We start from the raw sequence: 19,780 nt of genomic DNA, 5'->3' as shown, positions 1-19,780 counted from the left end.
TCTATCCTTTTATTGTATGTTCCACTCTTTTTTCCAAACACTAAAAATGTATAAATACCATATTTTAGCAAAATCAACCCTTATGCTATTTTTAAAATCATCTATTAAAGATTTAACATAACCCTCATTAAAATATCCGCAATCAATCTCATCCAATAAATAACTAAGCTCCCCTCTAACCCAAGATTCCAAAGGAACTCCAAAACCCATTTTTTGCCTATAAATTAGCTCTTTTGGCAAGAACTTTTCTAAATACTTTTTAAAAATCTTCTTCCCAGAAACAGCCACAGAATCTTTAAAAATTAAATTCTCCTCACTACTTAGTGATAACATATACTCTACAAGCTCTCTTCCTAGCAAAGGTTCTCTAAACTCTAACCCAACGCTCATGCTAGCTCTATCAGTCTTGGTTAAAATATCTTCACTTAGATAGTTTTGTATATCAAAATAACTCATTTCTTTAAAATTATCACACAGCACTCCATCAACCACAAAAGGAGTAAGCCCATTTTTCTTTAAACCCTCTTTTCTAAAATGAGTAATCTCAACTAAATAATGCTCCAAAAAACTCTTTGCTTGAAGTTGGTTTTTAATCCGTAAAAACTTATCAATACCAATACTTACACCAAATTTTTGCAAAAGCTTTACAGAAGATTCAGTATCTAAAACATTCAATAAAAACCCAAAAGCTCTAAACTTCCTATACTCAATATACCTATTATTAGCCCAAAAATACCGCTCATACCCAAAGCCTAGCTCATCTCCACCATCTGCACTTAAGGCTACTTTGTGTGTTTGTCTAATTTTTTGTGCTAGGAGCAAAGTAGGTAGTGCTGAAGTATCGCCAAAAGGCTCATCATAAATCTGAACTAAGCTTGGTATCAAATCTTGCGCTTCTTTTAGCGTGCAGATGAATTTATGATTCTTAACCCCCAAAATATCAGCCACACTCTTAGCATACACACTCTCATCAAAGCTAGATTCCAAAAAAGACATAGAAAAAGTCTCAAAAGAATTTCCTTGCTCTTTCAAAACCGCACACACAAGGCTTGAATCCACACCGCCACTTAAACACACCCCTACACTTACATCACTCACCATTCTTAGAGATATACTCTTATGTAAAGCTTGCTCAAAGCTATCTTCACAAAAGGAATTATTACCATACTTCTCTTTTATAGAATAATATTGGATTTTATTAATCGAATCTTTTATTCCAAAATTCCTAGCCTTTTTAATATTTACTATCAAATAATGCCCATTTTCTAACTTATAAGCATTCTCCACCATACAATAAGGAGCAGGAACATATCCTAATTCTAAAAAGTAGCTTAATACAATTTTATTTACGCTTTTTTGTAGCTTTGGATAAGCAAAGAGCCCCTTTAGCTCCGAACTAAACAAAAAACAATTAGAATCATAATAATAATAAAGTGGCTTAACACCGAATCTATCTCTACATAAATATAACTTCTCTTCCAATCTGTCAAAAATAGTAAAAGCAAACATTCCATCAAAATAATCCACACAAGATAGCCCAAAATAAGCAAATGATTCCAAAAGAACTTCGGTATCACTCCTAGAATCACAATTCACACCTTCTTTTTGCAAAATTTGTGCTACTTCTTTGTAATTATAAATCTCACCATTAAACACGAGAGCATATCTATCATTTACAAATGGCTGATGTGCATGGTTACTTAGATCTATTATAGATAGCCTTCTATGTGCTAATACCACTTCATTTTGGATAAAAAGCCCATAATCATCAGGACCACCAGCTATCATAGAATCTCGCATAAATTCTATATTTTCTAAAAGTCCATTACTCTTAAGCTCAAATCCACCAACGATTCTGCACATTAGTTTTTAAATTCCTTGCTTAAAAAATCAGCTAGATATGCACTTGCAGAGCCAAAATTATAAATCTTAGATTCCCTATATTCAAGAATCTTTTCTCTCCACATATCTTTATTTTTATAAATTTCATCAATTAGAGCCATAAATGCCCCCCCCCCGCAGAGGTATTCTCTATGACAATTCCTAGACTTTCATTTATATCTTTATAATCCCAACTTGGTCTTATGACAACGCTTGGTGAAAGAGCCATAAGTGGAAATGAATTTTTAGTAGTAGTTTTAGAGCATACAAGAACAAAACTCTTGCCATACACAGCATAGTCCATAGGCACTGACATATCTATATCTACACAATCTACAAGATCTCCTAACACCTTTAGATGAGATTCTTCCCATTCATATCTATGACGCAGTATGACCTTATACTTTGTAGATACTTCTTTTATTAGTGGCTTTACACTCTCTAGCTCATCTAAATTATAAGGTGCAAACAAAATACAATCCTTGCTAAATTCAACTTCTTGCAATTTTTGCACATCTCTATCATATGCCAAATAACCACTTTTTATAATTTTAAACTCATTTTTTACTGAATCATTTGGCATAAACTCATCACCAACCACACAAAGATAACTAGAGATAAAATTTTGTAGTGCATACTTATCATCATATCCACCATAATTAACCATTCCATGCCCTATAAAAATAACCTTAGAATCTTTATGTACATTATATTTCCCAGTCACACAAATAGCAGTCGTAAAATCAAGCAAATATAAATACTCATACGACAAATACAAAATACAATTTTTAGATTCATCTCTATTTTCTAATGCTCTTAAAAAACTACCTTCTTGAGCACAAAAATATAAAATCTTCTCTCCTCTTTTTTCTAATTCTAATGCCAAATTTCCAAAATGCTTATCTTTAGCAAAATCAGGCAAAACAAGCGTAAAAATTCTATCCCAGCCTTTATTTTTACACTCCTGCTTTAGTTTTTGTATTGCTTTTTTTGCATAATTTAGAATTTCACCATCTTTGTATGGAATATTGTTATCTTTTAATTTTTTAATCAACTTTTCTTTTATCTCTTCATAATTGCTTGGCAATGAGCTAAGCGCAAGATACACAACCCCATTATTTGCCAAAATTTCATTCTTTAAAGCTTCTAAAGACATTTCATCTATACTATCATCTATTGGTTTTATAGAAATATTATCAGTGTATTTTATAAGCCATTCTAACTGCTTTCCACTTGTTCCATATGGATATACATATATATTCATGACTACTCCTTAAATATATTTTTTTAAAAAAATATCTACAAAATCAGCTACTGCATAACTTGCACCACCTAAATTATAAGCACAACTATTAATATATTCTTCTATTAAATCCTTTCTCTTAACTCTAAAATTCTCATCTTGTAATTTTATTAAAGTGTCTAAAAATTCTTCTTTGTTATGAATTTTAATATGTAAATTAGAGCAATAAAAATTATCTTCTTCATTATAACTTTCAAATTGCGGTTGCAAATACAATGCTGGTTTTTTAGTAATTAATGGATAAGTATAGAGAATGGAGCTTCTAAACTCAACCACACACAGACTTTCAAACAATATCTCATCACTTAAAGTTTCATAACAAACTACAAACTTCTCATTGTCCTGCCATCTTTTTACTATTTCTCTCTCTTTATCTAGTAATTCTAAATGACCACCATGAGTTTTATAAAGCACCTTATATCCATTTTGTAAAGATTCTGTAATAAGCTCTATTAACACTTCGATAAATGGCGAATGTGGTAGCGAGAGAAATATTATTAAATTATTATTAGATTCTTCTTTGTCTTTACAAAACTCATTATATCTAGCTATTGGTTTATCAAGTCCTGGATAACCTAGTTTTAATAAATTGTCAACAACGCCTCCATGTTGCTCATAAAACTCTTTTGTCCTTTTGTATCTAATATTATCACTAATACTCAAAAATCCCCCCCCCCCCCGCAGAGGAAATAGCACCTTTAAGACTCCAAAAACCACGAGTTTTTGGATTATGATAAAAAGCATGATAGTCAAAAATATAATAATGGCTAGGGATTCTTAAAGAATATGAATCGTATGGTATATGAGTTAAAATTCCAGTGCAAATAAATAATTTAAAAGCATTTAAAAATGGGATTAAATCTTGACAAATCACAAAATCATATTCGCAAGTTTCATACTCCAAAACATCAGGATAAATAAATCTACAAATGGGGATATTTTTTGATCTCAAAAGAGATTCCACTAAGCCAAAATGCTTCTGTCCTTTATAATCATCATAAATTAAGGCGACACTATTTTTTGGAAATTTTGCCTTTAAATAGTAGTTTAACTTTTTGCCTGTATATTCTAAACCATCTATGTAGTTAGTTATATTTTTCTCTTGCAACTCTTGTTGCAGTTTATATTTGTAGCGTTTTGAAGCGATAAGCACACAATCACTAGTATAAATATCATCTATTTTATATTCTTCACCAAAAAATTCTAAAATCGATGCGATAGCCTTGCCACAATTACCAAATGGATAGATAGCTTTCATAAATTCCCCTTAAAGAGGGAATTATAACAAAGTGTTTTTTAATATTTCTCTATTGTTATACCATTGCATGATCCAGTTTGCAAGATATTCACTTGCATTACCAAAGTTATAAAGATCATTTTTGCAATAATTATCTATTTTTTCTTTCCATTGCTTTTGGATTTCTATATTACTTGATAATTCAAAAATAAAAGACATAAATAAGTCTATCTCATCTAAAAAGATTCTTATATGTAGATTCTCGTTATAAAAAATGTCATTGCTTAATACAGAATCTTCAATGCTATTTCTTTGTGGATAAATCAAAATACAAGGTCTTTTTGTAATACTTGGATACGAATAGCAAAGCGAACTATAAACTTCAATCAAAGTAATGCTTCTGCGCAAATCTTCAACCTTAATACGCGGTGTGGAATTATCATAAAACACGAATTTTTCATACTTTTTAAAATTATTTGCAAATTCTATTTCTCTTTCCTCACAAGTATCTTTTAGCGGTGGACAACTCTTAAAAATAACCCTAAACCCAGAATCCAAACATTTTATAATCAAGGATTTTACTAAATCTTCATTATCAAAGTTTAGTTGAGATGAGATAAAAATAATAGTATCTCTAACACCAAAAGATACTTTACCAAACTCTTTGATTTCATTATCTATGCTTGGATAACCACCTTGTATCAACTTATTTTTTGGATTATAAGTCCCACCAAAACTTTGAATATTGCATACATGTTTATAGAAACTCTCACTATGAATATTTACATAATCTGCCAAAAAATAACTCATATTTTGTATATCAAGCATTTCACTCTTTGAAACTACTATATTTGATAATTGTTCCATACTTGTAACTATTTTTAAACTCTTAACATCACTATGTAGCTTTACGATATTGCCCTGCTCAATGATAAAAGGAAAGAAATTTAACTTTTCTAAAAACTCACAATCAGCACATAAATAAAACTCTTCTTGTTTATGAAAATCATCGATAATCTCATCAAAGCTATGATGAAACAAAGAAGTAATCCATACCACACAAAATCCATTATCTTTTAGTATCTTTACAATATCACCTAAATGTTTTTGCTTAGCAAAAAAGCCGCTTAAAAAAACAGCAATAACTTTCCTACCTTTTAATTTTTCTAAAAAGTATTCATTTAATTGCTTAGCTAACACACTTACTCCACAATAGCACTCTGGTATATCTGCTTTTTTAATTTTTGGTAACAATTTATCATATAACTTTGGAGATGATAAAAATAACTTTGAATCGTTTTTTAAATCTTTTTTCATTTGTTCTTGTAAAGATTCAAAGCTATTTTGACTATTGTCATCAACCAAAATCACATCATGGTTATACCCCAAAAACTCTAGTGCCCATTGTATATATCGTGCTTGTCCCCCATTTGGATAAATATATATTTTCACTTTTACTCCTAATTTAACTCATGCCTACTAGTAGTGTCTTTTTCTACATCAAAACACATCTTGAATCTCTCGGCACAACCATTACACAATGAAAACTTATTAAATTTTTGCTCTAAAGTTTCTTTTCTCAATGTCTTATATCCAATACCATTCCATACACCTTTATATCCTAGTTCTTTTACATTGCCTAAAGAAATAGGATTATACATCACACTAGAATCCATTGTGCAACAGCAAGTAACATTACCATAGCAATCAACAGAAAAATTTTGCCATGGAAGAGAACAACTAAACTTTTCATATCTTTTTTGTGTATTTTTATCTAATCCAAACTCATCATACACAACCATATTTGTAAAAAATATCTTTGTAATAATATCTCTACAATCAGACCACTTTTGCAAATACATATCTTTTTCGTCAGATTCTTTAAAAATATCAGTCAAAACGCAATTCAAATCAAATTCAATATTTGTCCCAAATGCATTTAATTTTCTTGCATGTTCTACACATTTTCTCACACCTCTTTCTACTTTATCTAACGATGCACCACGAATCTTCTTATAAGTTTCACTTGTAGCACCATCTATACTAATTGCCATTCTATTTAATCCGGATTCCAGCAAATCCACTCCAACCTTTTCAAGCATTGTGCCATTAGTTACAATATATCTATAAGGGATACCTTTTTGCCTAGCATGCTCTATAAATTTCGGCAATCTATCATCAAGCGTAGCTTCCCCAGCTGCTGTAAAACCTATCGTTACATCAGGATATTGTTCAACTGCTTTACTCAAATAATCTATTGCATCATAAATATAGGAATCTTCCAACACTCTTTTGGTTTTAAAATAATCAGTTTTATGAGTTTTTTCAAATTCTTTAGAAAAAAATGGACACATTATACAAGTTAGATTACATACATTATTAATAGATACATTAATGCCCTTTGGATAAGGATAAAAATACTTCACATTATCTGTTAAATCAAACTCTAATTGCTCTCTACTAGCACTATACTCATGCCAGATATACGATAAATTAAATAATTTTCTAGATTCATAAAAAAATTTTTTATTGCAAATGCTTTTATCAATTTTAAGATCGTCTCTAAGCAAGACATGAAGCTTATTTCTTAACTGCCGACTAATCTCACCTTTTCTATATAAAGTCTCTACTTTTAAATTCTCACTTGTTATATTTTTGAATAATGCAAAATACGCAAAGTCATCAACTTCAGTGTAATAATTTGGTTTTGGAAAATAATAAAGATTTTCTTTATGTTTTAAAGCTTCTTCAACAAAGCTTTTTACATATACTATAGATTTATGATCATTAAGCGGGTAATTTATGCCAATAATACAATCAGCTAAATCCCCCCCCCCCCCGCAGAGATATCAAGCTCTTTTAATGCTAGATATACAGAATCGCTAAAGAAATCATTAACTTTAACTTCTTTGATATCTGCATCAAGCCCCAATGTTTCTTTAATGCTACTTACTTGTGTTTTTTGAAAATTTAATATAATCATATTTACTCCTTGAAATATTATTATACATCAAGTATAGAATTAGCATTATACCAATCAATGATCCACTTAGCTATTTCTTCACTTGCATTACCAAAATTATAAAGATCATTTTTGCAATAATTATCTATTTTTTCATACCATTCTTTGCGTATTTTCTCGTCATTGGCTAAAGATTCTAAAATACCCCCTAAGACTTCCTTATACTCACACTCAAACACTCTAATATGAATATTCGGATTATAAAAAGCATCATTTTCCAATAAATCACTAGGTATTTTATTTTTTGGAGGATAAAATAAAATACTAGGTCTCTTAGCAGTTACTGGATAAGAATACATCAAAGAGGATGCACACTCTATTGCTGTTATACTTCTTTCTTTATCCTCAATGCTTAATTTTGGTTTATCTGCTTTTTGATACACAAACTTTTCATTATCCAAAAAATAAGAGGCAACCATATCTTCGTGAGTAGAATGACTTATATGGCTTGGATTTGATTTAAAAATTACCCGATATCCTAAAGAAAGTAAGAATTTAATAATCTCAACACTCAATTCTTTCCTAAAAATACTAATTAATGCGGATACAAAAATAATAGTATCTCTCTTGGTATCCTTATACCCCAAAATGTCTTTAGCTTCCTTATCAATACTCGGATAACCACCAAGTATAAATCTACTTCTAGGATTTGAATCTGCATTTTGCAATGATTGATTTATACTTAAATACTTCAGATGACTTTTTGAATGGATATTTAAATAAGTATTTAAAAACATGCTTATAGTATTCGCCTTTTCAGTTTCTCTATTGTTATAAACTTCGTTTAACCAAACATAATTTTGTACTTCATCTAAGCTAGAGTGAATTCTTAAACTAGTTACACTTGGATGAAAATTCAAAATATTATTAAAGCTAATCACAAATGGAAAAAAATCAAGTTGGCTTAAAAATTCAAAATTTGCAAAAATAACTTCATCACTATTATCTTTGTGATATTTGTATATTGCTTCAAAATCAAGATTTTCAAACGATAAAATATATACAATAGTAAAACCATGTTTTTGCAAAATCTCTCTAATACTACCTAGATATTTATAATGTGGTCTCCCCTCTGTATCGCTGTATATCGCTATTATCTTTTTGTTTTTATATTTTTCCCTTAAAAATTCGTTGTATTGTTTTGCGATTGTATTTAAGCCACACACAGCAGAGTTAATGCCATGTTTTTGTAAGTTTTGTAGCAATTTATATTTATATCTCTTGGAAGCTAAGACCATTATAGCTTCTTTAGAATTTACTTCATCTTTTATATCCAGTAAGGTTTCATTGTCAACAAACGATAAATCCCCCCCCCCCCCGCAGAGGAATCAAGAATAGCTAATGCATTTTTTATATATTGCCCATTGCCACTTTTTGGATATATGTAATATTTCATTTTTTCTCCTTTTAAAATTTAATTATACATTATTTCCATATTTTCATACCACTCAATAATCCACTTAGCTATCTCTTTGCTTGCATTACCAAAATTATAAAGATCATTTTTACAATAGTCTTCTATTTTATCTTTCCATTTTTGGCTTTCTTGTTCCTCTTGTAGTTTTTTTAAAATTTCAACAATACTATAATCATCTTCCTCAAAGATTCTTATATGTATCTTATCGTTATAAAAACAATCATTTTCTAATGTATCAAAACTAATAGAATCTCGTTTTGGATACATTATTATGCTTGGTTTTTTTGTTGCAATAGGATAAGAATACAACATAGAACTACAAGATTCAACCAAACTTATACTTCTTTGTAATTCCTCTTTATTTAATCTGGGTGTGCTATTATCGTAAAATACGAAATTATCATAAGTTAAAAACTCTTTTACAAAGTCTTTTTCTATATTTTCTAATTCACAATGAGCAGGGTTTGATTTAAATACAACCCTAAACCCACAATCTAACACATGCTTTATTATAGTGGCTAATCGTCTTGGATATTCGAAATTCAAATGCGTAGAGACAAAAATTACACTATCTTTAGGTATATCACTACAAAGACAAGCTTTTGCTTCCTTGTCAATACTAGGATAACCACCAAGCAAGAATTTATAACTAGGATCTGGCACTAAGTTTGCAAATTGTTGCTTTTTGCTTATATATTTTAAATGACTTTTTGAATGAATATTTACATATGTACTAAGAAAAAAACCAAGCTGAATACTACTCTCTACTTCTCTATTTAAATAAGCATAATTCTGCACCATATCAGCACTAGTAAATAACTTTAAACTAGCTACCTTAGCATTATACCTACTAAACTCTGCTTGACAAATTACAAAAGGAAAAAAATCCAAAGCCTCAACAAACTCGTAATCTGCCAAAATATAATCTTCTCCCCTTTGCTCTAAATCACAAATCAACTCTTTATGCCATTTGCTTGCAAATGATAATATATACACTATATTAAAGTTAGAATCTTTTAGTATCCTTGGTATGTCTCCTAGGTGTTTTTGTGATAGCTCATATCCATTTAATGCAATAGCAATTATTCTTTTATTTTTGTATTTTTCCTTATAATGTTTATTTAGCAAATTAGCAACAAATGAGATTCCATCGTAACACCTGCTAATTCCTAGATTTTTCAAAGTTTTTAAAAGTTTATTTTTATGATTAGGGGACGAAAGAAGTATTGTGCATTCATTTTGATTTTTTATGTTACATACATTATCAACTAAGGAATTATCCTTATCATCTAGGAGATAAATCCCCCCCCCCCCCCGCAGAGAATCCATACTACACAGAATCTCTAAGTTGTGCTTTATATATTGTGCATTTCCACCTGCTGGGTATATATAATATTTCACTGCTTCTCCTTTTTAAACAAAAACTCATTACAACCAAGACCGACCACTTTGAGATAAACAAACATTCTATACCAAAATCCTTTTGGATATATCGGCTTATAATACATTGTTTTATTATTATTTATGCATTTAAAACCATTCTTTTCCCAAAACTTTATTACATCATCGTTAAACATAGGCTCATAAGGCAATCCACCTAGCCAATCTATAATATCTGTTACCTTATACATTCCACGATTTCTATCATACATATTTAATCCACGACCTTTACGCAAATCTTCAAATGTCAAAAACAAAGTATAAGCACTAACAAGTAGGAACTTCATAAAAATATTTGTTCTATTATAATACTCTTTCTTTTTAAGCCACCAAAGTGAAGCTTCTGTTTTGTTGTAGAGAGCTATATAAGCGTAATTCCCCCCCCCCCCGCTGAATCTAGAATATCCATAGCATTTTGCATTGCTAATTCTAAATTGCCAGTATGATGCAATACTCCCCAACTATACAAAATAACACTTTCGTTTGTAAGCTCTTTTTTTAGTCTATCAACCAAGTTAGAATCCAGAATGCTTCCTAAAAAAATCTCCCAATTTTCTGTATTTTTTGGTTTAAATTTATCTTTTGCCATTTGTGTTGCTTCTATTGAATTGTTATCTACATCTATACTTATTACTCTCTTGCAGCCCAAATTCAATGCTGCAATAGAAAAAATCCCACTTCCACAACCAATATCCAAAAATACTTTATTGCTAAAATCAAAATTGCCTCCAAAGAACCTGCTTAGAGAATCTTTAGCATTTTGCAATATCTCATCATTTGCAACATATTTCACAAATCTTTTCCAATTTCTACCAAAACTAAAAGTAATCATAGTCCCTCTTTACAATATAAAATTTCTAATATAAAATCAGCTATTTTCCTAGATGAATTACCAAAATTATAAACTTCACTAGATATATATTTTAACACTTCTTTAGACAAATTATCTCTCTTATACAGGAGTTACACTAGGATGGAATTTCTCCCCACCCTCACTAATCACAACAGAAGCAAATGTAAATCTAGAATACAAATCAGATTTGTATGTATAAAAATATGGGCTATCCTGTATCCTATCTTTAGCGTCTTTTCTTTCTTTCTCATTTGAACAAATAAACACCAAATTAACTCCAGAATCCCTTAAAAATTCCTCTATTTGCCCTCTATGTTTAGAGTCACTAGGACCAGATATAATAATCCCAACCGTATTATCTCTGTTGTATTCTAATTTATTTGCTATATAATCATCTACCATTTTTGCAACAAAATCAGTCCTCATCTTAAAGGATAGTTTCAAATCTTTAGCAGTTCTAGCAAGTGGTAGAAAATTTTTTCTGCTAGATATTAATAAAATATCATCATCTTTTTTAATATCTGCATATTCTTTAAGACTTATGCATTCCTTATTAAAATCATCTATAAAATCCACATTATCAACTCTACAAAATTCCAAAAGATGAGCCAAATCTAGCCCAACTTTACCTTCTAGGATATATATATATCCTAGCCATTTAATCCACCTAAATATTGCCAACTTTCATATTTTTACGTCAATGCATTAAACTTTATCGACAAACCACACTTTTAAATAAATATTTAAAAAATACAATCATAAAAACTCCAAAACAAAATTGAAAAATTATATCATTTAAAGTATAATCTAACAACAAGACAAGGGGGATAATAGTGAAAAATATATTATTAATAATGTTATTTAGCTTATGCGTGTTTGCTCAAACAAAGTATAAACCATTTTTAGATACTAAATTGGCACTAGAAATACTAAACAATGCTTACAAAGAATCGCTAAAACAAAATAAACATGTCAGCATTTCTATAGTTGATAGCTCAGGTGCATTATTAGCTATGGTAAGAAATGATAATGCTGGTGTTCACACGGTAAAAGCAAGCTTTAAAAAAGCATACACGGCAGCCTCTCAAAAAAGACCAACACATATGATACATAAAGGCATAAAAGAAGGATCAATTCCAGAGGATTTAAGGTATCTAGACGATAATTTCTCGATTATGGATGGTGGACTCCCAATAATAATGGATAATGTTGTAGTTGGTGGCATAGGTGTGGGTGGAGCACATGGAGACGAAGATGTAGAAATAGCAAAAGCTGGGCTTAAAACTCTAAAGTGATTGCTATATATCATCTTTCAATATTAGTGTAGCCACCTTGATGCCAAACTTATCCAATTTATTTAATAAATTATAAACTATTTTTGGATGCCCACTTGTGATAAAAACACAATCAATTTTAGAGCTGTTTTCTAAAATGTCACCATATCTTTTGTATCCTTCTTTATAATCATCGGCTACAAACAAAATATTTTTACCATTGTGTTGCAAATAGTCTTGTATCTGTGCCCTCCATGAATTCTCTGGATACAACACTATATTTGTTGAAGTTTCTAATAGTTTATTTCTCTCATTAATAGTTGGTAATTTATTATTGAACTCTTCATAGAGTTCTAAAAATCTATCCTTAAAGCTATCATTGTAAATCTTTGCAATTTCTCTTATTATTTTATGAAAATCTTTATGGGTATAAAAATCTTTTAGCATCAAAGCCAATCCATCTCCACCCCACGAAAAGAATGTATTTAAAAATATAGGATACGAGGAAGAATAATGAATCTTTAAAAGCTCATAAAACAATTCTTTGTTTTTTGCTTGATATGCTGTCATACCAACAGATACAATCCACATATAAAAGTCCAAATATTTTCGTCTAGCACTAGGGACTACGCCAAAAATATGGGTAACATTTGGCACAAAAGCCATTTTAGCTTGTGGATATAAATTTAAATATCCTCCCTCCCCTTCAAATACAACATCATTAGCACCTTGCTTTGCTGTATCAAAAAATCCAGAACTAATAATCAAATCTCTTTTAAAAATATTTTTTATCGTCTTTCTTAGCTCTGATTTTTCGATACAAGATAACATATCATAAGTAAAATATTCTGGCAATCTTGGCCTATCATTATCAAGCAATGGAATATCTCCATAATCATAACCTTGTTCGACTGCTACTAGATTTATATCATCGTATTTAGAAATAATATTTGCTACTTTTTCCAAATGATCATTTGTATAAAAATATTCATCATCAGCAATAGTTATAATCCAATCAGAATCTAACATTCCAAGTGATATTGCACTCATCATTACCTTATCCGAATGTCCATTATTTACTTCAAATTTATAATAACTAAACCTATCATCAGACAAAAATGATTCTACAACCTCTTTTGTATTATCTTTAGAGCAATCATCTAACACCAAAACTCTGTAATTTTTGAAAGTTTGACTTTGAATCTTGCCCAAACATCTCTTTAACAATTCTGCTCTATTATATGTTGGTACAACTAGCAAAAACATTCCTATTCCTTCTTTATATCATTTTTTAATTTTTCTAAAACATCAAATCTATCACAATCAAATACTCCAGTATAAAGATAATCTATACTATCTACACCACAAGGCATTTTGTAAAAATTAACTTGTCTATCTTTATATTTTTTATAATCTTTATGGGTATCTTTTATGAGACATAAGCTTGGAACAATCGCCCTACGACAATCTAAAGCAATAAAATTAAAATTCTTAAATTTTGATTTAAACCTCTCTTTTAAATCTAGCTTATCATCAATAAATACAATATTTTTGATACCTAAAAACTCTAGCTCTTTTGTATTTATTATTTTTTTGCCACAAATTTCGCCAACCTTAAAATCATCAAGAAGATAAATTTCACTAAATTTATCAACAAAACTTAAATCTTCAAGTAAAAACTTGGCACTCTCACATGCAGGCGCTAGTACTATTGCTTCATTCTTTAAGAAGTCTAATTTTTCTAAGTTTGCATAGAAAATATTATTAAAGCTATAGTAAAAATAAATAGCAAAACCAAGCTCGTATATCATAGAGAATAAACTCTCTGGTGTATTATTTGAGACAAGACCTAGACAATTTGCATACAAAATTCCATCATCTTTTAAAATATCTTTAGTTAAAAGCAAGTAATCATGCAGACAATCACTAGAAAACTCTTGCAAATTAGCATTAGATAACATTATATCAAAATGTTTCTTTTTGTTTTGTATCTCATTAATCTTCCACCATGGATATGCATTGACTTTGATATTCTGCTTAGATTCTATAAATTCTCTTTTTTGTCTTGTTGATATAGCTTTACTTTTAGTTTCTGGATCATAAAAACTATCTTCTACAAAATCCAACGCAAAATTTTTAAATTCACCACTAAAGCAATGTGTATTAACCAAATTCTGTAGCATATAAAAACTCTCACAAGCATCAGTATAGCTATAATCTTTCAAAGATTCATGTTGAGATAAGAAATAACTCATACCACTACTTCCAGGACCTATTTCAAAGATATTTTCAAAATTTGGCTTAATAGATTTTAATCTATGATACACAACACATGATGAACTAAGAATTTCTAATGGCAAAAAATGTCTTTTGTTTTGAAAATACACTTCTTGTAATTCCAATGACTTTTTACAAGCATCAACTAGGGAGTTATACATACTGCTAAATCCCCCCCCCCCCCGCAAGTAATATATCATTAATATAAAAGCTTTTCCTATTTTCTTGCATGGAATCCAAAAGTGAAAATAACCCTTGAAATGTATTTATTCTAACCGGAAAACCATGCTTTTCAAAAATATCTAAATTATACTTTCTAATTGAATTATACTCATATGCACAACTTTTTGCCTTTTCTTCCAGATTTCTATACATATTTATATCAAGCATCAAATTTCCTTTATTAACTCTAAGCAATCATTCAAAATTTCACTCATATCACTATATCTATATCTACCCATTCTTCCTAATGTATAACAATCATTGGGCATTAATTCTAAGTATTTTTTATATTTTGCAACATCAGCACTTGTTTGATAAGGATAAAGTTTATTATTAAATGAAGGTGTCTCAATTCCTATCATTGTGTATTTAGATTCATAACCAGTTAGCTTTTTATATTCTACAATTCTTGTATAAGATTCTTCACTATCTGCATAATGTGCAAAGTGATATAACTCTGGTAAAGCATACTTAACAGGCAAGATTATCTTTTGAAAATCCCTACCAATATACCTTAACTCCCCATAACAATAATCAAAAACCATATCTAAAGAGCTAGTATTAATAATGACATCCGCACTTAAGTATTCACCATTTACATAAACCCTCTTTTTATCAAGCTCGAATTTATCCACATAAGTATTAAATCTGACATCACAACCTTCAACACACTTCTCAAATAAGCTATTATATCCATCTAGCTCTTTTGGATATAGTACATCTTTTTTTCCAACAAATCTTTGTTTAGAACCTGTCTGAATTGCAGAATCAATCCCAAAAAATCCAAATACATCAATTTCTTTATTATTCTTTATTTTCCACATTTTTTGAGAGTAGAAGTTTATAAATTTATCATACAAGGTTTTACCAATAGCATTAATCCAAAAATCTTCAAAATTACTTGCCTTAAAATTTGGATCTCTTCTTTCAAGCTCTTTTTGAATCTTATCTCTATCTGGCATTAAAGCTATATCATCAATATGTGGAGGATATGAATAAAACTCCCTATCACTTGCCACAAAAGTTAGCATATAGTGCTTAATTTCACGCATATTTAAAAATTGATTAAAAAAATCTATTACAGATGTATTTCCCACATCTACAAGCAAATGGTGAGGACCATAAGTATATGGATGTCCATGGTAAAAAAATGTTCTACAACCACCACCCAGAACATTACTACCCTCTAGAATCTCTACTTTGAAGTTCTTATTTTTGAGAAAGTGAGCTATAACACAACCAGCAAACCCCCCCCCCCACTACTAAAGCTTTTTTCATAACCTGTCCTTTGATTGTAAAATAAATTTATAATTCTATTAAATTTTACTTAAATATAGCTAGATTATATTGTCTAGTATAAAATTTGAAAGATACTCACTAGCATTACCAAAATTATAAATCTCATATTCTCTGTGTTCTGTTATTTTTTTACACCATTCATATTTATTTTCATAAATTTTGTGTATATTTTCTAAAAATTTAGAATCTTCTAAAACAAAACCTAAGCTAGAATCTATCTTAAAATCACCAATAACCATACAAGGTGAGCCACTCAATAATGGAAATGTAAATTTAGAAGTCGTAGCCCCACAGACAAGAACAAAACTTTGAAAATATGTATATTCTGAAATTTCACCAGAATCATCAATAACTAGCAAACCTTCCTTGATTGGTTTTTCAAAAATATCATAAATAGAATCCCAAAAACCCTTCTCACAAACCATTCTAGAGCGCAAAATAACTCTATAAAAAGGTAGAACCTCGTTTATAAGTGGTACAAATAAATCAAATTCACTTTTATTGTATGGTGCAAATAGCACACTATTTTTTATCTCTAAGTTATAATTTATATCACCACCATACATTCTAAACACCAAATTATCAAAACCCAAATAACCACTACAAATAGGAGTTACTAAATCCCCCCCCCCCCCACAGAATTATTAGGCATATAACACTTACCAGAAATACATAAATAATCAAAATTTTTAGAATACAAATCTAAGTTAATATTTGAAAAATCACTTAAAGAATGACCTATACAAATGGTAGGAATATAATTATTTTTGTATGTCCATGACACTTTTGTGATACATCTTACAAAATCTATTAACTCCAAATAATAGCATGGCATACAAACAGCAAATGCAACTTCTGCTAAGTTATTGGTTTTGATTTTATTAATCACTCTATTATATGCCAAATTTGTACCACACAAATATAGTATTTTTATATCATTGCTCATTAAACAATCATCTAAAAAACCTATATGCTTATCATTTGCCATTCCAGAGACCTCTATTGCCACTACTTTATCCCATTTTTTGCTCTTAATTTGATTATAAAGTTTGTTAGCAGTCATTTTAGATATCATAAAAAAAGAATCATAATGATATTTAATACCATATATATTTAATTTATTAATCAAAATCCTTGCTGTGCTATCATTTAAAGTAGAGCGTTTATCCCATGCTAGAAATATAGTCTCACCATTTGCTGTAAGCTCATGTTTAAAACTTTCTAGAGAAGTATCAATACAACTATCATCTATAAAACAAACCTCACAATCATACACATATGATACCATTTGACCTAATAATTCTCCAGCTATACCTTTTGGATATACATATTTTTTCATCACACTCTCCCTACTCTTCTATCATCTCTCGTGCTATACCTCTTAATGCACTCTTTAAACATTCCATTTCTTGCTCCCATTCTCTCCATAGACCTCTTTTATTTGTTTTGGCGATATTTTCTAAAACCTCCAAATCTTCAATAATCTTTGGCTCACTTATGTCAAAATACTGGACAACAGCATATCCATTTTCAACAAGTTGGGCATTAAAAAACTTCCCACCATTTTGCAAAAAACACCAACCATTTTTATATCCTATTCTATATTGTTGTTCTAGAAAAATAGTATTTTGAGTATAAGTTAATGCAAAGTGTCGCATTTCTTTAACAGCCCTTGGAGAAACTTCACAATTTTCGGACTTAAAACTTTGACTAACCATAGCAATGCCATACAACTGACAATACAACATTCCATAATCTTTAGCATAAACACTAAACAAAGTTGGTGCATAAATATACTTTAATATCACAGAAGTAGTAACAGGTGGTATGGTATATGCATATAAATTAAGCACCAACAAAAATACAAAAAAGATTCTACTCATTTACCCACCATGTTTCAAACCCAACATCATAAGTTGGAGTGATTTTAGGGTGGGATAATCCATTGTAAAATGCAACCTTAAAAGTATCTGTATAAAAATAAGGTATAACATAGTATGACCACAACAACACTCTATCTAACCCCCTAAATAATACCACTAATTCATTATAATCATCACTAGATTCAATTTGTGATAAAAAATAATTTATAACCTCACTATTAGCACCACTATAATTAAATGTCCCATTTATATCCCAAAATAGCCTTTGTTTAATGCCATTTCTATAATCAAAACTATCAACTATCATATCATAATCAAAGTTCGACTTTCTCTTTTTATATTCTTCGTTTGAGACGATTTTTATTTCTGTTGTGATTCCCAATTTTTTTAGACTATTTTGTAGATTCTTGCTAAACTGCAAAAAACTATCTCCATTAAGTAATATCTCAAAAGAGACAGCATTATTTCTATCATCAAATAACCTACCATTTTTCATAACATAACCAGAATTTTTTAAAAGATTCATAGCCTCATTTACATTGCTCTTGCTAGGAACAATAAAGCTTTTATTAAAAACATCATCACTAAGTTTATTTCTAAAGTTTTCTAAAATTTCTAACTCTCTCCCAACTGGTAACCCAACACTTTGAAAATCAGTTCTCAAAAAATAGCTATTAATTCTTTTATTGCTTTTATCAAAGTCAAATGCGTAATTTATCGCTTTTCTTAATTGTATGTCCTTAAAAATCTCTTTTCTTGTATTAAAGATAAAGCCTTGCATAACAATTGGTGTTAAATGCAAAAATTCCTCTTTTTTTATATCATCTCTACCATATCCCTCTTCCCAATTTTTTACGCTTTTTTCCAATCGATAATCATATTCTTTATTTTTAAATCCAACTAGAGATTCCTTATTATTTTTATAAAACTTATATATTATTTTGTCAAAATTAAAATATCCAATCCTAGTTTTGTGATTTTTAGCCCAATAATTATCAACTCTTCTATATATAACTAGTTCTCCTTTTATAAAACTCTCTATTACATATGCACCGCTTCCAAGAGGAATCTTTAGCTTATCTTTTGTTGTATCTATACTTTCATAATAATGCTTTGGCAGTATTGGCATATCTCCTAAAGTTAGGATTATTTCTTTATTTTTTGGATTTTTAAAATTGAATCTAATTGTATATTTATCTACTACTATAACCTCCAAAACATCACTATATAACTCTTTATAATTTGGTAATTGTGAAAAATACTTATAGCTAAATTCAACATCAAAGGCACTAACTTCCTTTCCATCATTAAATTTAGCACTCTTATCCAAATGAAAAATCACAAAGTTATTGTTAGAATCTACTTGTATTTGCTTAGCTAAAAGACCATAAGCACTATATGGCTCATCTAAAGATCGAATCAATAATGAATCAAAAACAAGCTTCGTATCAAATACATTTGCACTTGAATTAACATCATAAAAACTATCAAACTCTCCTAATGCACTCCTTCTTACAACACCTCCTTGTTTAGCATTTACATCAACATAATCAAAATGCTTGAAACTCTTATATTTTACTTCTCCAAATGGTGCATAAGAATCGCTACTAAAAGTATCTGCATAAATAAATAATGGCAACAAAATAAATAATAATTTCATATATACTCCAAA

22 protein-coding genes and 1 pseudogene are annotated in these 19,780 nt (G+C 29.6%); 1 reads left to right on the top strand and 22 read right to left on the bottom strand.

The window, feature by feature from the left end; translation table 11 throughout:
* Positions 1-9 precede the first annotated feature (9 nt).
* From asnB to PF021_RS01265, 14 genes are all read right to left on the bottom strand, one after another.
* Positions 10-1,863, bottom strand: coding sequence for an asparagine synthase (glutamine-hydrolyzing) (gene asnB / locus PF021_RS01330; RefSeq protein ID WP_271020606.1), 1,854 nt, complete (start codon positions 1,861-1,863; stop codon positions 10-12).
* Positions 1,863-2,003, bottom strand: a complete 141-nt coding sequence (locus PF021_RS01325) for a hypothetical protein (protein WP_271020605.1) — start codon at positions 2,001-2,003, stop codon at positions 1,863-1,865. Before PF021_RS01325 ends, asnB begins: the two co-directional genes overlap by 1 nt.
* Positions 1,994-3,145 carry a hypothetical protein gene (locus PF021_RS01320; RefSeq protein ID WP_271020604.1) on the bottom strand — a complete coding sequence of 384 codons (1,152 nt, stop codon included), beginning with the start codon at positions 3,143-3,145 and terminating at the stop codon, positions 1,994-1,996. The genes PF021_RS01325 and PF021_RS01320 overlap by 10 nt, the downstream gene beginning before the upstream one ends.
* Positions 3,146-3,154: 9 nt before the next feature.
* Positions 3,155-3,880: a CDP-glycerol glycerophosphotransferase family protein gene (locus tag PF021_RS01315; RefSeq protein WP_271020603.1), complete on the bottom strand. Its 726-nt coding sequence runs from the start codon at positions 3,878-3,880 to the stop codon at positions 3,155-3,157.
* A complete protein-coding gene (locus tag PF021_RS01310; RefSeq protein ID WP_271020602.1) occupies positions 3,837-4,442 on the bottom strand; it encodes a hypothetical protein in 606 nt (201 codons plus the stop codon). Before PF021_RS01310 ends, PF021_RS01315 begins: the two co-directional genes overlap by 44 nt.
* A 21-nt stretch (positions 4,443-4,463) precedes the next feature.
* On the bottom strand, positions 4,464-5,873 hold the full coding sequence (locus PF021_RS01305; RefSeq protein WP_271020601.1) for a hypothetical protein: 1,410 nt from the start codon (positions 5,871-5,873) through the stop codon (positions 4,464-4,466).
* 8 nt (positions 5,874-5,881) lie between these two features.
* A complete protein-coding gene (locus tag PF021_RS01300) occupies positions 5,882-6,991 on the bottom strand; it encodes a radical SAM/SPASM domain-containing protein (protein ID WP_271020600.1) in 1,110 nt (369 codons plus the stop codon).
* A gap of 251 nt (positions 6,992-7,242) precedes the next feature.
* On the bottom strand, positions 7,243-7,404 hold the full coding sequence (locus PF021_RS01295) for a hypothetical protein (protein WP_271020599.1): 162 nt from the start codon (positions 7,402-7,404) through the stop codon (positions 7,243-7,245).
* A 20-nt stretch (positions 7,405-7,424) separates the two neighbouring features.
* Entirely contained in the window at positions 7,425-8,681 is a 1,257-nt protein-coding gene (locus PF021_RS01290) for a hypothetical protein (protein ID WP_271020598.1), read from the bottom strand.
* 29 nt (positions 8,682-8,710) lie between these two features.
* The gene (locus PF021_RS01285) at positions 8,711-8,839 is read right to left on the bottom strand and encodes a hypothetical protein (RefSeq protein WP_271020597.1); all 129 of its coding nucleotides are present in this window, start codon (positions 8,837-8,839) and stop codon (positions 8,711-8,713) included.
* Between the two features lie 18 nt (positions 8,840-8,857).
* Entirely contained in the window at positions 8,858-10,261 is a 1,404-nt protein-coding gene (locus PF021_RS01280) for a hypothetical protein (protein ID WP_271020596.1), read from the bottom strand.
* On the bottom strand, positions 10,258-10,761 hold the full coding sequence (locus tag PF021_RS01275; RefSeq protein ID WP_271020595.1) for a hypothetical protein: 504 nt from the start codon (positions 10,759-10,761) through the stop codon (positions 10,258-10,260). Before PF021_RS01275 ends, PF021_RS01280 begins: the two co-directional genes overlap by 4 nt.
* Positions 10,662-11,132, bottom strand: a complete 471-nt coding sequence (locus PF021_RS01270) for a class I SAM-dependent methyltransferase (RefSeq protein ID WP_271020594.1) — start codon at positions 11,130-11,132, stop codon at positions 10,662-10,664. The genes PF021_RS01275 and PF021_RS01270 overlap by 100 nt, the downstream gene beginning before the upstream one ends.
* 120 nt (positions 11,133-11,252) lie before the next feature.
* Positions 11,253-11,834, bottom strand: a complete 582-nt coding sequence (locus PF021_RS01265) for a hypothetical protein (RefSeq protein ID WP_271020593.1) — start codon at positions 11,832-11,834, stop codon at positions 11,253-11,255.
* Between the two features lie 152 nt (positions 11,835-11,986).
* On the opposite strand from PF021_RS01265, the gene PF021_RS01260 reads away from it, so the two are divergent.
* Positions 11,987-12,448, top strand: a complete 462-nt coding sequence (locus tag PF021_RS01260) for a GlcG/HbpS family heme-binding protein (protein WP_271020592.1) — start codon at positions 11,987-11,989, stop codon at positions 12,446-12,448.
* 3 nt (positions 12,449-12,451) lie between these two features.
* On the opposite strand, the gene PF021_RS01255 is transcribed toward PF021_RS01260, so the two are convergent.
* The 8 genes and pseudogenes from PF021_RS01255 to PF021_RS01220 form a co-directional block, all read right to left on the bottom strand.
* Positions 12,452-13,693 carry a glycosyltransferase family 2 protein gene (locus tag PF021_RS01255; RefSeq protein WP_271020591.1) on the bottom strand — a complete coding sequence of 414 codons (1,242 nt, stop codon included), beginning with the start codon at positions 13,691-13,693 and terminating at the stop codon, positions 12,452-12,454.
* Positions 13,694-13,695: 2 nt separating this feature from the next.
* A complete protein-coding gene (locus tag PF021_RS01250; RefSeq protein WP_271020590.1) occupies positions 13,696-14,904 on the bottom strand; it encodes a hypothetical protein in 1,209 nt (402 codons plus the stop codon).
* A complete protein-coding gene (locus PF021_RS01245; RefSeq protein WP_271020589.1) occupies positions 14,870-15,094 on the bottom strand; it encodes a hypothetical protein in 225 nt (74 codons plus the stop codon). The genes PF021_RS01250 and PF021_RS01245 overlap by 35 nt, the downstream gene beginning before the upstream one ends.
* Positions 15,094-16,170: pseudogene (locus tag PF021_RS01240) on the bottom strand (UDP-galactopyranose mutase); the annotation flags it as partial. The gene PF021_RS01245 and the pseudogene PF021_RS01240, both read right to left, overlap by 1 nt.
* A gap of 93 nt (positions 16,171-16,263) precedes the next feature.
* Positions 16,264-16,818, bottom strand: coding sequence for a hypothetical protein (locus tag PF021_RS01235; RefSeq protein WP_271020588.1), 555 nt, complete (start codon positions 16,816-16,818; stop codon positions 16,264-16,266).
* A gap of 23 nt (positions 16,819-16,841) precedes the next feature.
* The gene (locus PF021_RS01230; protein WP_271020587.1) at positions 16,842-17,564 is read right to left on the bottom strand and encodes a hypothetical protein; all 723 of its coding nucleotides are present in this window, start codon (positions 17,562-17,564) and stop codon (positions 16,842-16,844) included.
* A 10-nt stretch (positions 17,565-17,574) separates the two neighbouring features.
* A complete protein-coding gene (locus PF021_RS01225; protein ID WP_271020586.1) occupies positions 17,575-18,108 on the bottom strand; it encodes a thermonuclease family protein in 534 nt (177 codons plus the stop codon).
* On the bottom strand, positions 18,101-19,768 hold the full coding sequence (locus tag PF021_RS01220) for an extracellular solute-binding protein (RefSeq protein WP_271020585.1): 1,668 nt from the start codon (positions 19,766-19,768) through the stop codon (positions 18,101-18,103). Before PF021_RS01220 ends, PF021_RS01225 begins: the two co-directional genes overlap by 8 nt.
* Between the last annotated feature and the right edge of the window lie 12 nt (positions 19,769-19,780).

It is taken from the genome of Helicobacter ibis, from assembly GCF_027859255.1.
Classification (GTDB): domain Bacteria; phylum Campylobacterota; class Campylobacteria; order Campylobacterales; family Helicobacteraceae; genus Helicobacter_D; species Helicobacter_D ibis.
The sequence above is the reverse complement of the archived record's forward strand: the minus strand, read 5'-3'. Positions and strand labels throughout refer to the sequence as shown.

Coding starts and splice junctions, on each gene's coding strand:
- asnB (WP_271020606.1), bottom strand. CDS start 1,863: ATGTGCAGAATCGTTGGTGGATTTGAGCTTAAGAGTAATGGACTTTTA.
- PF021_RS01325 (WP_271020605.1), bottom strand. CDS start 2,003: ATGGCTCTAATTGATGAAATTTATAAAAATAAAGATATGTGGAGAGAA.
- PF021_RS01320 (WP_271020604.1), bottom strand. CDS start 3,145: ATGAATATATATGTATATCCATATGGAACAAGTGGAAAGCAGTTAGAA.
- PF021_RS01310 (WP_271020602.1), bottom strand. CDS start 4,442: ATGAAAGCTATCTATCCATTTGGTAATTGTGGCAAGGCTATCGCATCG.
- PF021_RS01295 (WP_271020599.1), bottom strand. CDS start 7,404: ATGATTATATTAAATTTTCAAAAAACACAAGTAAGTAGCATTAAAGAA.
- PF021_RS01290 (WP_271020598.1), bottom strand. CDS start 8,681: ATGGTCTTAGCTTCCAAGAGATATAAATATAAATTGCTACAAAACTTA.
- PF021_RS01285 (WP_271020597.1), bottom strand. CDS start 8,839: ATGAAATATTACATATATCCAAAAAGTGGCAATGGGCAATATATAAAA.
- PF021_RS01270 (WP_271020594.1), bottom strand. CDS start 11,132: ATGATTACTTTTAGTTTTGGTAGAAATTGGAAAAGATTTGTGAAATAT.
- PF021_RS01255 (WP_271020591.1), bottom strand. CDS start 13,693: ATGTTTTTGCTAGTTGTACCAACATATAATAGAGCAGAATTGTTAAAG.
- PF021_RS01250 (WP_271020590.1), bottom strand. CDS start 14,904: ATGATATATTACTTGCGGGGGGGGGGGGGATTTAGCAGTATGTATAAC.
- PF021_RS01245 (WP_271020589.1), bottom strand. CDS start 15,094: ATGCTTGATATAAATATGTATAGAAATCTGGAAGAAAAGGCAAAAAGT.
- PF021_RS01230 (WP_271020587.1), bottom strand. CDS start 17,564: ATGAAAAAATATGTATATCCAAAAGGTATAGCTGGAGAATTATTAGGT.
- PF021_RS01225 (WP_271020586.1), bottom strand. CDS start 18,108: ATGAGTAGAATCTTTTTTGTATTTTTGTTGGTGCTTAATTTATATGCA.
- PF021_RS01220 (WP_271020585.1), bottom strand. CDS start 19,768: ATGAAATTATTATTTATTTTGTTGCCATTATTTATTTATGCAGATACT.